Source organism: Streptomyces corchorusii, from assembly GCF_001514055.1.
Taxonomy (GTDB): Bacteria; Actinomycetota; Actinomycetes; order Streptomycetales; family Streptomycetaceae; genus Streptomyces; species Streptomyces olivaceoviridis.
On record NZ_KQ948352.1, the window covers coordinates 206,882 to 220,849 of the forward strand.

A 13,968-nucleotide genomic window follows, 5' to 3' on the forward strand; every position below is an offset into this window, starting at 1 on the left:
GTCGATCGCTGACGACCCGGTGCCCTCCGATGGGGAGAGCAAGCCGGGGGGCGTGCCGTGCGCGGGGCTTGTCGCTGGTGGCCGGGGTGAGCTGGATGATGCGGTGGTGTCCGGTGGTGGGGGTGCGCCGGATGACGAGGGGCCGGAGGGGATTGCCGGCACGGGCGGGGACAGGCCCGGCGATGTGGCGCGCGCGGCTCTGAGGGCCGCCGTTGCCACGCGCCGGGGCCGGGGCGCACCGCCGACGGCCGCCGGCCCGGCACCGGTGACCGATGCCGACGGCCCGGTGGTGGAGGGAGACCGCGCGGAGGCCGCACGTCCCGAAACGGGGTCCGGGCGGGGAGCGGGCGCGGCTGACGCCGCTGTCGCTGGTGCCGCTGACACGGGTGCGGAGGATGCGGGGCCGCCCGGTGCCACGGGCGGGCGTCCCGGTGACGTCGCCCGGGAGGCGCTGCGCGCGGCCCGGCGCGAAGCGTCGCGCGCCCAGGCGGCGGACCCCCGGCCTGAGCGGCGGACACCGGCGCGCTCCGCCACCGCCACGCCGCGCACCTCACCGGCATCCGGGCAGCAGACCTCGGCCGCCAGGACCAAGGCCGCGCAGGACATGCGGCACTACCTGGCGACCGCCTTCCGCATGCCCACGTGGGCGGAAACCCCCGAGGAGCCGGAGGAGCACGCCCCGCCCACGCCGACCGGACCGACCCCGCCGGCACCGGCGTCGGCACCGCCGTCCCCGGCGTCCGGTCCGTCGGAGACGGTCCCTGCCGTGCGGACCCCTGCCCTGCCGACGGAGCCGTCGGCCTCCGTACCGTCCGCGCCTTCGGTGTCCGGCCCTTCCGCCGAGGTGTCCCGCACCACTGCCTCGGCCCCGGAGGGGCAGGCGCCCACGCCCGAGCCTTCGGCGCACACGTCCGCCCGCCCCGGCCCGGACGGGCCGTTCGCCCGCTGGACCCCGGCCGCCCGGCCCACCCCGGCACAGGCCGTCCCGTCCGAGCCCTCCGCGCACCCCGCCCCCGGCACCTCTTCGGCCCCCGCCGCCCCGCACGTACCGACGACCATGGCCACCCCCCACCGCGACACCGAACTCCGCCGTACCTTCCCGGCGTTCGCCCCGCGTGAGAGCGCCGGGGGGACCGGGCCGTTCGCCGGGACCTGGTGGGGCAACGCCTGGGTCGGGGCGCTGGAGCAGGGCGCGTTGGACGCGAAGCGGCTGGCGCGGGGACGGGGGTACGCGGACCAGGGGCACGTGGACGCGATCACCGTCACCCCCGGACTCGTGCTGGCGTACGTGCGCGGAAGCCGGCCCCGGCCGTACCGCGTACAGGTGCGGGTGCGCACGCTGGGGGACGAGGACTGGGAGAGGTTCCTGGACGCCGCGGCCGACCGGCCGGGGCACATCGCGGCGCTGCTCGACAAGGAGTTGCCCCAGTCGCTCGCCGACTGCGGGGTGCCCCTGCTGCCCGGCCCCGGTGACCTCGCCCCCCGGTGCAGCTGCCCCGACTCCGGCCACCCCTGCAAGCACGCCGCGGCCCTCTGCTACCAGACGGCCCGTCTGCTCGACGCCGATCCCTTCGTGCTGCTCCTGCTGCGCGGCCGGGGCGAGAGGGAACTGCTCGACGCGCTGTCCCGGCGCAGTGCCGCCCGAGCCGCCCGCGCCGCCCGGGAACGGCAGCCGCAGACGCTGCCGGGCGTCCGTGCCGCCGACGCCCTCGCTCCGCGCGAACTCCCGCCGCTGCCCCGGCCGTTGCCGGTGCCCCCGCACCCCGAGCAGCCCCCGGCGTACCCGTCGGTGCCCGGCGGCCCCGACCCCTTCGCGTTGGACCAGTTGGCGACCGACGCCGCCGCCCGCGCCCACGCCCTGCTCGCCACCGGACGCGACCCGGTCGGCGAGCTGACCCTGTGGCAGGACGCGGTACGGCTCGCCGCGGCCCGGCCCGGTTCCGGACTGACCGCGGCCACCCGCACGCTGTACGCCACGCTCGCCGACGCCGCCCGGCGCACCCCGGCCGATCTCGCGCGTGCGGTCGCGGCCTGGCGGCAGGGCGGTGCGGCGGGGCTGGCCGCGCTGGAGGAGCCGTGGGACCCGCCGGCCGGCCGCTTCGACCGGGCCCGCCCGCTGCTGCTCGCCGCCGACCTGCCGGCGTTCCGGCCCTGGCGCAACCGCCTCACCCACCCACGCGGCCACGTCCAGCTCCGCCTGGGCCGCGACGGCCTGTGGTACGCCTACGAGTCGGACCCCGGCCAGGACGACTGGTGGCCCCGCGGCACCCCGGACCTCGACCCGGTCGGCGCCCTGACCGGCCTGGGCATACCCGACGACGCGGTCTGAGCAACTCCCGCCGGTGGCAGGGGCGTTGACGTGCGGCCGTACCCCGCCGAGAGGGCACCACCACTGCGGCACACCGCCCGACTCAGGGGCCGGCGGTCCCCGCGCGCCGCCGTCGGCCGTACGTCAGGTGCAGCACGTGCCGGCCCAGAGCCACCGCGTTGACCAGGAGGACCGCGCTCAGGGCCGTGGCCCACCCGAAGTGGCGGTACAGGGTGACGCCCGCCCACGACCCCAGGCTTCCGCCGAGGAAGACGCAGGTCATGTAGGCCGTGTTGAGCCGGCTCCTGGCGTCGGGGCGCACGCTGAAGATGCGGGTCTGGTTGGCCACCTGCCCGGACTGGAGGGCGACGTCCAGCACGAGCATCCCGGCGATCAGCGCCGTCATGCCGGCCGCGCCGCCCGCCGACGCCGGCAGCAGGACGACGGGGGCCGCCAGCGCGCCGAGCAGACACCACAGGCTCATGCGGTCGGTCCCGTACCGGTCGATGAGCCGGCCCGCGAACGGGGTCGCCAGGACGCTGCCGGCCCCCACCAGGGCGACGAGCCCGACGGCGCCGGTACCGAGGTGGTAGGCGGGCCCGGTCATGAGCAGGGGCACCAGCGTCCAGGCGGCGCTGAACCCGGCGAACACCAGCGCCTGGTAGAGGCAGGAGCGGCGCAGTTCGGGGACCGCCCGCAGCAGTTCGGCGGGTGCCTTCAGCAGGTCGAGGTAGGCGGGCGCGCTCGCCGGCCGGTGGGCCGGGACGAGACTGGGCACGACGGCGGCGAGGATGAGGACGAGGGCGCCGGCCAGGAGGTAGGGGGCGCGCCAGCCCAGCCAGCCGCCCAGGCCGCCGCCGAACGCCCGGGCGAGCAGGATGCCCAGGGTGAGGCCGCTGAGCAGGATGCCGGTCACCGCGCCCCGCCGGTGTTCGGCGACGAGACCGGCGGCCAGCGGGATGATGATCTGCGGCACCACGGTGGTCGTTCCGACCAGGACGCTGGCGACGGTCAGGACGAGCGGCGTCGTCGCGGTACCGGCGATGAGGAGGCCCGCCCCGGTGAGGGAGAGCAGGACGGCGAGCAGCCGGCGCCAGGGGAGGCGGTCGCCGAGCGGGACGAGGAGGAAGATCCCCGCCGCGTAGCCGAACTGACCGGCCGTCACGACGAACGCCGCCGAGCCGGACGATATGGAGAAGTCGTCGGCGATGAGCGGGGTGAGGGCCTGCGGGAAGTAGATGTTGGCGACGCTGACGCCGCAGGTGAGGGACAACAGGGCCAGGAGCCGGCCGGGTAACCGGGTCGCGGTGGCGGAGGGTGCGGAGGTGACGGACACGAAAGCCCCAAGAGGAGACGCGGAAGCCCAACAGGAAGCGGGAACCGGTTTAAGTGGTTCCTCAGGGTTCCTCAAGGTACCAGTCGAACCGGTTCCCTCAGTAGGCTTGCCGGCATGAACAGGCCCGGCTCGATCGTCTTCCGGCAGGGCGCGGGGCGCCTCAGCCTCGACTTCCTGCGCACCCTGCGGTACCGCGGCGACGCCGGTGAGGTGGAGGAACTGCGCACGCCTGACGAGCTGTTGGCGTGGGCCGAACAGTGCTGCGCCTGCGCCCCGGCGGCGGGATCGCGGCCGGTGCGCCAGGAGGACGTGAACCGTGCGCGGGAGGCGCGCGAGGTGCTGTACGGGCTGCTGGCGGGCAGGCTGGACGGCACGGGCCCGGTCCCGGTGCCCGCGGAGGTCCGCGCACGCCTCAACGCATGGGCGTCCGCGCCCCCACCGGTGCCCCACCTCGACGCGGCCGGCCGGCTGTGGTGGCAGGCCGTCGATGTCGCCGGCGCGGTGCTGTCCCTGGTGGCGCGGGACGCGCTGGACCTCGTCACCTCCCCGGCGATGGAGCGCGTACGCCGTTGCGCTGGTCCGCGTTGCGGGGCCCTGTTCCTCGACAACTCCCGCCCCGGGAGCCGCCGCTGGTGCTCAATGGGCGCGTGCGGCAACCACGAGAAGAAGCGGGCGAGGCGGGAGCGGACGGTCCCGGCCTCCGGCTGACCCGCGGAAAGGCCCTGGCTCCCGCCGACTTCGCGGACGGCACCGGCCCCCCGCAGACTTTGCGGATGGCTCCGGGCTCGGGTCGGCTCCGCGGATGGTCCCAGGCTCGGGCCGGCTCCGCGGATGACCCCGGCGGCTGACCCGCGAACAGCCCCGGCCTCCGGCTGACCCGCGAACAGCCCTGGCCTCCCGCCGACTTCGCCGACAGCCCCGGCCTCCCGCCGACTCCGCGGACGGCACCGGCCTCCCGCCGACCCCGCGAACCGCACCGGCGTACGCCTGACTCCTCAGTGGTTCACGCGGACGTCTGCTCCAGCAGGAACGGGCTGACGTGCCGGGGGTCCCTGGTGCAGGGGACCACCGCGTGCAGCACTTCCACGGTCCGTTCGATGATGTCCTCCCGGTCGTGCAGGACCCAGGACATGTGCTGGGCGCCGAAGAACGCCGAGACCAGCACCCGGGCCAGCGTCGCGGGCGGTGTCTCGTGCTCCAGTTCCCCGGCGGCCAGCGCGCTGCGGAACCAGGACGTGATCAGCTCGGTGTAGTCCTGGAACGGGATGGGCAGGTCGGCGTCGATCAGTCCCCGCTCTATCTGGAGCCGCGCCCCGGCCTTCATCATCGGCTCGTCCCGCAGCGCCGCCGCCGTGCGCAGCAGCAGTTCCGCCACCGAGGCGACCGGCGGAAGCTCCAGTTCGGCGACGGTGTCGGAGATGGCGGGCAGCCGCTTGTAGAACTCGGTGGTCACCGCGAGGGCCAGTGCCTCCTTGTTGGTGAAGTGGAAGTACACGGCGCCCTTCGTCATGCCGGACAGTTCGGCGACATCGAGCATCGTCACGGCCGGATAGCCCCGTTGGGCGAACGCCCGGGCCGCGGCCAGCAGGATGTTCCCCCGTGAACGGATGGCACGCTCCTGCTTGAGCTCCTTGCGCTGCGCCCTCGGGCCGTGGCCGGCGGTCGTGTCGTGGGGGTCGTTCATCTGGCGTCTCCAATGCCTAGGGGTCCCTCTTCCGCTGCGCGCCGGCGAGACGTTCCTTGCCAGGGAATAAACCTTCCCAAAGGTAGGTTTGACGTGGGGGGTTGGCCGTTCGGCCGTCTCAGACGCAACCGGGGGAGTATGCATGAGCGAGGTGCAGCAGGGTAACGCAGGCGCGCGGACCAGCCCTGGCGGACATGCGGGGCGGCTCACCTTCCAACGGACCGTTCCCCGGCGCCTGGTGCACCGGGCGTCCGTGGCGGAGGTGTTCCTCACGGACGCGCTGGCGCTCGGTGACGACCGCTTCCTGCTCGGCGCGCAGTGGCCGCGTGATCACGCTCTCTACCATCCTGACGTACTCGGGCGCAGCGATCCCCTGCTCGCCGCCGAGACCATCCGTCAGGCGCTCGTCTACCTCGCGCACTGGCACTACGCGATACCGCTGGACCGGCGGTTCGTCGGCCGGCGCATGGAACTGGACATCACGGAACCGCAGGCGCTGCGGGTCACCGGGCAGCCGCTGCCCGTCGTGCTGGAAGCACGCTGGGAGTGGGTGGACAGCCGGCCGCCGCACCGCCACGGCATGCGACTGGAGGCCGAACTGGTCGTGGGCGACCGGAAGATCGGCCGGGGGAGCCTCCAGGTCGTCACCCTGGACGAGCGTCGTTACTCCGTGCTGAGAAGGCGAACCGGCGGCAGCGGAACGGTGATTCCCGCGCAGCGGCGCCGGGTGCTCACCCTGCCCGCCGCCCAGGTGGGGCGGTTGCGCGGCAAGGACAGCGTGCTGGCCGCGACCGGGCGGGCCGGCGAATGGGAGCTCCACGCCGACCTCGACCACGCCGTCCTCTTCGACCATCCCACGGATCATGTCCCGCTGATGGTCCTGTTGGAAGGGGTGCGGCAGCTCGGCCACCTGGTGACCAGCGGCCCCGGCGCGAGCGGGGGCCGGCCCGCGGTCGCCTCCCAGCTCACCTCCCTGACGGTCGACTGCCTCGCCTTCGCGGAGCTGGACCCGCCCGTCCGGCTCAGGGTCACCGACGACCGCACCACTTCCCGTGGGGGCCGGTACCTGGCCATCGACGCCACCCAGGACGACCGCGGCGTCGCCGCGATCACGGGGCGCTGGCACCACGCCGGGACGCCCGTACCGTCCGACAGCCATCGATAGCCTCTTCCGGCCGCCCCCGTCAGGAAACAGCGTCATGCCTACCGATCAGCAGACTTCCGACAACACACCGATACCGCGAGCGACGCCTGCTCCGGCACGTCCCGGCGACGCGACGGCCGTCCAGGGGGTGCCGCGACCCCCCGTGCCTGCCGCCGCGTCGGACGTCGTACGGGCAACCGGGCTCAGCCAGGAGGGACTTGAGCGCGCCGCTCGCGTGACCGCTCGCCTCGCCCCGGACGCGCACGCCCGGCGCCGCCTCCACGAGGAGACACTGCGGGCTCTGGACGAGGCCGGGTTCGCCCGGCACTTCGTCCCCGGCCGGTGGGGCGGCGGCAGCGGCACGTTCCGCGAACTGCTGCACGCCACCGCCGTGTTGGCCGAGAGCTGCGCGTCCGCCGCCTGGTGCGGCATGCTCTGGGCGGTGCACGGCCGGTTCGCCGCGCGCCTCCCGCTGCCGGCGCAGCGGGAGTTGTGGGGTGAGGGGCCGGACACCCGGATCGCCGCGGGCCTGTGGCCGTCGTCCGGCCGGGCCCGAAACGCGCATCGGGGATGGCTGGTCGAGGGCCGCTGGCCGGTGGTCAGCGGCGTCCACCACGCCGCGTGGCTCCTCCTGGTCGCGCCGGAGGACGAGCCGGGCCCGTCCCGCGTCTTCGCCGTGCCGCGCGACGCCGTCGCCGTGCGCGACACCTGGGACGCGGCAGGGTTGCGCGCCACCGGCAGCCACCACGTCACGCTCACCGAGACGTTCGTGCCCGAGCACCGGAGCCTGCCGCTGCCCGCCCTGCTGGAGGCGCGCGAGGACCGGGACGGGGCGCGGTGCCACACGGCCCCGGCCCAGCTGGCCGGTCAGCTCCTGATGTGCGCCCCGGCCCTGGGCGCCGCCCGAGCGGCGCTGCGCGCGTGGACGCGCCAGGTCAGGCCCGGGCTGGAGGCGCGGCAGCACGCGCCCCGCCGTATCGGCCTGGCCCGGGCCGGCGCGGACATCGACGCCGTCGAACTGCTGCTGGACGCCGCCGCCTTACGCGCCGACTCCGCGCCCGTCACCCCGGGGACGGTGGCCCGTAACCAACGGGACGCGGCCGTCTCCGCGCAGCGCCTGGCCGACGCGGTGACCTCCCTCACGCAGGACGTCACCTGTCCGCCGGACGCCCTCGACGACGAGTTCCGGCGCGGGTGGGACGACGTACGGACGGTCGCCACGCACGGCGCGCTGAGTCTCGACGCGGCAGCCGCCGCCTATGCCGCGGCCCTGCCGGCCGGTGAGCGTCCATGACGGGCACCCCCTCCGCCGCGCCCTGGGACGTGGCCGCGAGCCGCCCGGCGAGCATCGTCTTCAGCGACGTAGACGAGACGTTGATCGCGTGCAAGAGCCTGTTCGACTTCATGGACCACTACTTCCTCGGCGGGCCCCGGGCGCACCGCGCGCAGGACACGCGCCGCGCCGTCGGACGGCTGCTCAACGCCGGCGGCGGTCGCGTGGAGGCCAACCGGCTCTACTACCGGGTGTGGAGCGGCGAGGCGGTGGCCGACGTCGAGGCGGCGGCGAAGCGCTGGGCGGACGACCGGCAGCGCGACCACCGGCTCTTCCTGGAGGCCACCCGCGCCGCCCTGCTGCGGCACCGCGCGCGGGGCGCCCTGCTGGTGCTGGTGTCCGGCTCGTTCCCCGCGTTGCTGGCACCGATCGCGTCAGAGGTGGGAGCCGGCCATCTGCTGTGCAGCCGCCCCGAGATCCGCCACGGCCGCTACACCGGGGAGCTGGTCGGTGATCCGGTGATCGGCGCGGGCAAGCTGCGGGCCGTGGAGGAGGTCTTCCGCCGCTATCCGCACGTCTCGCCCGCGGTCTGTCACGCCTACGGCGACCACATCAGCGATCTGCCGATGCTCGCGGCCGTGGGACACCCGGTGGTGGTGGGGGACGACCCGGAGCTGAGCCGGGCCCTGCCGGGCGCGCACCGCCTGCCCGCCCGGCAGGACCCCCGTCACCGCTGACCGCACAGGGCGGGCAGGGAAGGCGAAGCGGCCTCGCCGCCGCGCACGACCTGCTGCCACAGCGCGCACACCGCGTCACCGAACCGGTCCATGCCGCACGCGGGCGTGGTGTAGTAGACGCCGTACATGAGGACCAGCAGCAACTGCCCGAGCCATTCGGGATCCTGCACCCCCGCCGACTGCCCCTGCCGCCGGGCCTCGGCCGCGAGCCCCAGCACGCAGCCGCTGAAGTCCACGGCGAAACGGGGGAGCCGGCCGTGCGCGCGGGCGTCCTCGCTGGCCAGGTGGAACCCGGCGCGGAAGCGCAGATCCGCCTGGAGCCGCCCGGCGAGCGCGTCCGTGACGAGGCGCAGCCGCTCCGCCGGTGACAGGTCGGTCCGCCCGGCCTGCGCCAGCAGTTCGCGCCAGGTGCCTTCGAACGGCGCGATCAGCGCGTTCGCCAGCAGGCGCTTCGACGTGAAGTGCGCGTACAGAGCCCCCTTGGTCAGGTTGGCTTCCGCGGCCACGCGCTGGAGGTTGGCCCCCACATAGCCGTGGCGGACGAACTCCGCGGCTGCCGCGTCCAGCAGCAGCTCATGGGTCCTTCGTGCTCTGTCCTGCTTGACCACAGCGCCCCTTCGGCATCGGAAACGAAGAGCAAACCATCATTACGGAATTTTTTATCAGCGGAGCAGGGCCGACAAGCGGAAGGGCAGGAGCTGTCCGAAACCGGCACCGGGCCCGTCCCGGTGGCATGCCCCGGCGCGGACCTCGCGAAGTCGTACCGCCATCTCGGCAGGTTCCCCGCGCCCCGGCTCCGCGCGCTCGCGCGTCAGGTATACAGCGGCAGGGCCGGTACGCACCCGAGGTGCCGGCACAGCGACAAGGAGACCCGATGCTCGCCGAACCGAAGGGGCTGTCCGTCTTCTACCCCGCGCCGCCCCGGGACCTGGACGGCATGTCGGCCTTCGCGTCCTTCGTCCGGCGCCTGGGTGCCGGACGGCTGTGGCTGGGGCAGTCCTTCCACCTCGAATCGCAGATGGCGCTGGCCGCGCTCGCCGCCCGGCAGCCGGGTCTCCCGCTCGGCACCGCGGTCTCCCTCGCGCCGCTGCGCCATCCGTACCAGGCCGCCGTCGAGGCCCGCACGGTGAGCGTGCTGTCGAAGGCGCCGTACGTCGCCGGGTACGGGCCGGGCTCGCTCGACCTCCAGGAGCGCCTGCTGCCGGAGCCGTACGGCAGCCCCCTGACGGCCATGGCCGATTACGCGACGGTCATGCGGCGGTTACTGGACGGAGACGCCGTCGAGCACCGGGGCGCGGCGCACACCACCCGCTACGTCCTGCCCGAACTGCCGGGTCCGCGGGTCGAGGTGGGGCTCGGGGTGCTCCGCCCCGGGATGGCGAGGACCGCGGGCGCCTGCGCCGACGTGGCCATCACCTGGCTGGCGCCGCTGCCCTACCTCGCCGACCGGATCATGCCCGCGCTGCGTGCCGGGGCCCGTGCGGCTCACCGGCCCGTGCCGCGGGTGGCGAGCGTCGTGCACCTCGCGGTACGACGGCCGGGCCGCGACCTGGACCGGGTGGCCTTCGCCGCCGTCGGAGCCCACCTCAGGTCCGCCCACTACACCGACATGCTCCGCCGGGCGGGGCTGGACGTGGACCCGGGCCGCCCCCGGGAGGCGGCCGGCCGGCTCGTCGGCGACGGCGTCCACCTGACCGGTGAGCCCGAGGACATCGCGGCGCGACTGCGCGCGTACCGGGCCGAGGGCGTCGACGAGGTGATCCTCAACGTCACCGGGGTGTTCCTCACCGAGGGCGCACGTGCGGCCCTGGAGGACCTGCACGCCGTCACAACCGCTTTCCAGTCCTGATCCGACGACAACTTCCCAGCTCACCAGCGGAATTCGCAAAGTCGTTCCTACATCCGGGAAAACTACCTGTGGGAAGGTATTTTTGGCTGCGGCCGGTCGGCCGGCGGCCGGCACCCGCTGCGGTGGGTGGGCAACAAGGGGGAACACCGGATGTTAGAGATGTACGAGGGGCACCCGACCATCCCGGAGAGCGCCGCCGTCGCAGCCTTCGTCAACGAGGTCTTCGCCTCGCTCCCGCGCGTCGACCAGCGCAGGTGGGCACAGGCGTACCTGCACGGTCTGCTGACCGTGCCGGGCAGGAAGACCCTGCGCGGCCTCGCCCAGGCGGTCACTCCCCGTACGGCGTCCGCGCACGGTCTCCAGCAGTTCATCAACGGCAGTCCCTGGGACTGGGCCCCGGTGCGCCAGGCCCTGGCGCGGGTCATCACCGAACACGGCCGGCCCCGGGCCTGGAGCATCGCCACCATCACCATCCGCAAGCGCGGCCACCACTCGGTGGGCGTCCACCGGCGCTTCGACCCCCGGGCCGGACGCGTCGTCAACTGCCAGCTCGCCATAGGGCTGTTCGCGGTCACGCCGCACGGCAGCCTGCCCGTGGACTGGCGGCTGCTCCTGGACGGCACCTGGAGCACCGACACCGTACGACGCGGACGGGCCCGTGTGCCCGACACGGAGACCGCGCGGACCCTGGCCGAACACGTACGGGAGCTGGTGACCGGGGCCCCGGCCGTGCCGGACGGGAACCAGGCGCCCTGGGTGCTGGACCTGACCGAGACCCCGGACGCCGCCCTGGTCGTCGACGCGCTGACGGAACACGGGCAGGACTTCCTGTGCGAGGTCGGCCCGGCCCAGCGGATGCACCTGGCCGCCCTGGGCCGGCGTCCCGTGTCGGCCGCCACCGCCATGACGCACCGCCGGGGACAGCCGGCCCTCGCGTCGGCGGTCCCCCCGGACGACCGCCGTCCGGGGCGCTTCCTGCTGCACACCGGACCCGCCTGCCTCGCCGGAGGACCGCACAGCGTCCCGCTCTCCCACCGGCTCGTCATGCAGCCCGCCTCGCCCTTCCACCGGGACGGGCGGTACTGGCTGACGAACATGGCGACCCGGATCCACGAGGTGCCGGCACTGGCGGAGAGCGTCACGGCCACGGACTGCGCCATCGCCGACCTCATCGACGACTTCGGCGTCCAGGACTTCGAAGGACGTTCCTATCCGGGCTGGCACCACCACATGACGATGGCCGCGGCGGCCTACGTCTTCAGCCGCCTTCACCACACCGCGCCCCGGACCTGCCGGCACGGTCACCACCCGACCCCGAGGGGGGCGCTGCTCGAACTCACGTCCTAGACGACGTCACGCCGATGCCGTATCCGAGCCGAAAGGCAGGGGGAAGGAACGACAATGGCCCACCGGAAGTCGTCGAACGCCGGCGGACCTCCACCCGACCACACGCCACCGACCGAGGCGCCGACGACGGAGGAGCACGCCGTCCTCACGGCGGTCTCCCCGACCGTTCACACGGTCGACATCAGCGACCTGCTCCCCGCGGACTCGCCCCGCAGCGTCCAGGAGGACGACGAGCACGTCCGCACCCTCGCCGAGAGCGACGCGCCACTGCCACCCGTGATCGTGCACGCCGGCACCCTGCGCCTCATCGACGGGACGCACCGCGTGCACGCCGCCAGGCTGCGCGGGCAGACGACGATCCCGGCCCGCTTCTACGAAGGACCGGACGACGGCGCCTTCGTCCTGGCCGTGGCCTCGAACGTACGGCACGGGCTGCCGCTGTCCAGGGCCGAGCGGCTGACCGCCGCCGAACGCGTCCTCGACTCGCACCCGCACTGGTCCGACCGTGCCGTCGCCCAGGTCACGGGCCTGTCGGCGACCACGATCGGCAAGCTCCGGCAGAAGTGTGCAACCGGTCAGGAACAGCAGTTGCACACCCGGATCGGCCGGGACGGGCGGGCCCGTCCGGTCGACGGGGCGGACGGCCGGGAGCGCGCGGCGGCCTTCCTGCGACGGCACCCCGACGCGTCCCTGCGGCAGGTGGCACAGGCCGCGGGAATCTCCCCCGGCACCGCGCGCGACGTACGCCGGCGATTACAGCGCAGCGAGGACCCGCTGCCGCCCCGGCTGCGCCGGCGGACGGGGGGAGCCGCGCAGGCCGACCCGCCCCGGCCGCCGGAGCGGACCGGGCGCCGGCCGAGCGGCCCGACGCTCGCGGCCCTCATGCGCGACCCCTCCCTGCGGCACACCCAGACCGGGCGCCTGCTGCTGAAACTGCTCGACAACCGGCTCCTGTCGCAGGCCGAGAGCGAGCGGCTGATAGCCGGCCTGCCGCCCCACAGCCTGTCGGGACTGTCCGCCGCGGCACGCGAATGCGCGCAGGTGTGGCTCGACTTCAGCAGACGCCTGGAAGAAAGAGGATGAGCTCTCCATGCCGAACACACTCTCCACGCCGCACGCACGCAGTGCGCGCCGGCACGTGCGGGCCCTGGAACTGTCCCGCGTCCCCCAGGTGAACGAACTGCTGGACACCCTCGGGCTCGGCCGGCTGCGCGAGGCGGACGTGACGTCGTACCCCGGCCGGAACGCCAACTGGGCCGGCACCACCACGCGCGGCGTCAAACTGTTCGTCAAACGGCTCGACGGCGCGGGGCGGGCACCCGGCCGCCGGCTGGAGCGGGCCATCGCCTTCGAACAGGCCCGGCGCGCCGGTGACCGCTCCCGCCACCTCGGGCCGACGTGCCTGGGCTGGGACCCGGCCGCCTGCCTCATGGCGTTCGAACTGCTGGAGGACGCGCGCTCGGGCAGTGACGTCGCCGAGACCGACGACGGCTTCTCCACGGCCTGGTGCGAGCGCGCCGGCGAACTCGTCGCCGACGTCCACGGCCTGGCACCGGACCCGTCGTTGCCCGCCGCACCCGCGTCCTTCTTCCCCCGCGAGTCGTTGCGCGCCCTCACCGCGGAGACCTATCTCGACTCGACGCGGGCGGAACTGGACGCCTGGGCGCTGCTGCAACGCGACACCCCGCTGCACCAGGCCCTCGACCGGCTGCGGGACGCCTCGGCCACCGCTGTCGCCCGGCCCCTCCACGCCGACCTGCGCCTGGACCAGTTCCTGATCTCGGCGGGCGAGATGTACCTGTCGGACTGGGAGGAGTTCTGCCTCGGCGACCCGGCCCGCGACCTCGGCAGTCTCGCGGGGGAGTGGCTGTTCCGCTCGCTGACCCGGGTGATCCGCGGCGAGAGCGCGCCCGCACCGACCCACGAGGAGATGACCGCACGGCTGACCGAGGCGATCGCCGCGGCCCGGGTGCAGATCGCCGCCTTCTGGCAGAGCTACCTGACCGCCCGGCACCGGGCGGCGGACGCGGGGCGGGCGGGCTCCCACGGTGCCCCGGACCGGGACCTCGCGGTACGCGCCGCCGCCTACGCGGGCTGGCACATGTACGACCGCCTGCTGGCCGGCGCCACGCAGTCCGCCCGGCTGGGCGCGGTCGACCGCGCCGCCGCCGGAATCGGCCGACGGATCCTCCTCACCCCCGAACGCTTCACGACGACCCTGGGCCTGGAGGTGGCCGCATGACCGGTAACAGGCGTTCGCAGGAGGCTCGGCATGCGTTCCCTCCAGAAA

At 74.5% G+C, this 13,968-nt stretch carries 11 protein-coding genes and 1 pseudogene; 9 read left to right on the forward strand and 3 right to left on the reverse strand.

The window, feature by feature from the left end; all coding sequences use genetic code 11:
* Window positions 1-1,030: 1,030 nt before the first annotated feature.
* Window positions 1,031-2,329, forward strand: a pseudogene (locus AQJ11_RS53075) (SWIM zinc finger family protein); the annotation flags it as partial.
* A gap of 82 nt (window positions 2,330-2,411) precedes the next feature.
* Here AQJ11_RS53075 and AQJ11_RS05075 read toward each other — a convergent pair.
* Window positions 2,412-3,644, reverse strand: coding sequence for an MFS transporter (locus tag AQJ11_RS05075; RefSeq protein ID WP_059262019.1), 1,233 nt, complete (start codon window positions 3,642-3,644; stop codon window positions 2,412-2,414).
* Window positions 3,645-3,758: 114 nt separating this feature from the next.
* On the opposite strand from AQJ11_RS05075, the gene AQJ11_RS05080 reads away from it, so the two are divergent.
* On the forward strand, window positions 3,759-4,352 hold the full coding sequence (locus AQJ11_RS05080; RefSeq protein WP_059262020.1) for a CGNR zinc finger domain-containing protein: 594 nt from the start codon (window positions 3,759-3,761) through the stop codon (window positions 4,350-4,352).
* 295 nt (window positions 4,353-4,647) lie between these two features.
* On the opposite strand, the gene AQJ11_RS05085 is transcribed toward AQJ11_RS05080, so the two are convergent.
* Window positions 4,648-5,328: a ScbR family autoregulator-binding transcription factor gene (locus AQJ11_RS05085; protein WP_014675870.1), complete on the reverse strand. Its 681-nt coding sequence runs from the start codon at window positions 5,326-5,328 to the stop codon at window positions 4,648-4,650.
* A gap of 142 nt (window positions 5,329-5,470) precedes the next feature.
* Between AQJ11_RS05085 and AQJ11_RS05090 the strand changes: the two genes are divergently transcribed.
* From AQJ11_RS05090 to AQJ11_RS05100, 3 genes are all read left to right on the forward strand, one after another.
* Entirely contained in the window at window positions 5,471-6,493 is a 1,023-nt protein-coding gene (locus AQJ11_RS05090; protein WP_244218111.1) for a ScbA/BarX family gamma-butyrolactone biosynthesis protein, read from the forward strand.
* A 214-nt stretch (window positions 6,494-6,707) separates the two neighbouring features.
* The gene (locus AQJ11_RS05095) at window positions 6,708-7,766 is read left to right on the forward strand and encodes an acyl-CoA dehydrogenase family protein (protein WP_059262021.1); all 1,059 of its coding nucleotides are present in this window, start codon (window positions 6,708-6,710) and stop codon (window positions 7,764-7,766) included.
* Window positions 7,763-8,482 carry an HAD family hydrolase gene (locus AQJ11_RS05100; RefSeq protein WP_059262022.1) on the forward strand — a complete coding sequence of 240 codons (720 nt, stop codon included), beginning with the start codon at window positions 7,763-7,765 and terminating at the stop codon, window positions 8,480-8,482. Before AQJ11_RS05095 ends, AQJ11_RS05100 begins: the two co-directional genes overlap by 4 nt.
* On the opposite strand, the gene AQJ11_RS05105 is transcribed toward AQJ11_RS05100, so the two are convergent.
* Window positions 8,473-9,090: a TetR/AcrR family transcriptional regulator gene (locus tag AQJ11_RS05105; RefSeq protein ID WP_059262023.1), complete on the reverse strand. Its 618-nt coding sequence runs from the start codon at window positions 9,088-9,090 to the stop codon at window positions 8,473-8,475. The genes AQJ11_RS05100 and AQJ11_RS05105 overlap by 10 nt on opposite strands.
* 266 nt (window positions 9,091-9,356) lie before the next feature.
* Here AQJ11_RS05105 and AQJ11_RS05110 point away from each other — a divergent pair, with 266 nt between their 5' ends.
* The 4 genes from AQJ11_RS05110 (at window position 9,357) to lxmK (ending at window position 13,920) form a co-directional block, all read left to right on the forward strand.
* Window positions 9,357-10,331, forward strand: a complete 975-nt coding sequence (locus AQJ11_RS05110; protein WP_058082518.1) for an LLM class flavin-dependent oxidoreductase — start codon at window positions 9,357-9,359, stop codon at window positions 10,329-10,331.
* Between the two features lie 150 nt (window positions 10,332-10,481).
* Window positions 10,482-11,678 carry an IS701 family transposase gene (locus tag AQJ11_RS05115; protein WP_244218112.1) on the forward strand — a complete coding sequence of 399 codons (1,197 nt, stop codon included), beginning with the start codon at window positions 10,482-10,484 and terminating at the stop codon, window positions 11,676-11,678.
* 54 nt (window positions 11,679-11,732) lie between these two features.
* The gene (locus AQJ11_RS05120) at window positions 11,733-12,761 is read left to right on the forward strand and encodes a ParB/RepB/Spo0J family partition protein (RefSeq protein WP_014675877.1); all 1,029 of its coding nucleotides are present in this window, start codon (window positions 11,733-11,735) and stop codon (window positions 12,759-12,761) included.
* 7 nt (window positions 12,762-12,768) lie between these two features.
* Window positions 12,769-13,920 carry a class V lanthionine synthetase subunit LxmK gene (lxmK, locus tag AQJ11_RS05125; RefSeq protein WP_244218113.1) on the forward strand — a complete coding sequence of 384 codons (1,152 nt, stop codon included), beginning with the start codon at window positions 12,769-12,771 and terminating at the stop codon, window positions 13,918-13,920.
* The last annotated feature ends 48 nt before the right edge of the window (window positions 13,921-13,968 follow it).

Bases quoted from the DNA above. Each gene is read 5' to 3' on its own strand.
- AQJ11_RS05110 (WP_058082518.1), top strand. From the start codon at position 9,357: ATGCTCGCCGAACCGAAGGGGCTGTCCGTCTTCTACCCCGCGCCGCCC.
- AQJ11_RS05090 (WP_244218111.1), top strand. From the start codon at position 5,471: ATGAGCGAGGTGCAGCAGGGTAACGCAGGCGCGCGGACCAGCCCTGGC.
- AQJ11_RS05115 (WP_244218112.1), top strand. From the start codon at position 10,482: ATGTTAGAGATGTACGAGGGGCACCCGACCATCCCGGAGAGCGCCGCC.
- lxmK (WP_244218113.1), top strand. From the start codon at position 12,769: ATGCCGAACACACTCTCCACGCCGCACGCACGCAGTGCGCGCCGGCAC.
- AQJ11_RS05120 (WP_014675877.1), top strand. From the start codon at position 11,733: ATGGCCCACCGGAAGTCGTCGAACGCCGGCGGACCTCCACCCGACCAC.
- AQJ11_RS05085 (WP_014675870.1), bottom strand. From the start codon at position 5,328: ATGAACGACCCCCACGACACGACCGCCGGCCACGGCCCGAGGGCGCAG.
- AQJ11_RS05100 (WP_059262022.1), top strand. From the start codon at position 7,763: ATGACGGGCACCCCCTCCGCCGCGCCCTGGGACGTGGCCGCGAGCCGC.
- AQJ11_RS05080 (WP_059262020.1), top strand. From the start codon at position 3,759: ATGAACAGGCCCGGCTCGATCGTCTTCCGGCAGGGCGCGGGGCGCCTC.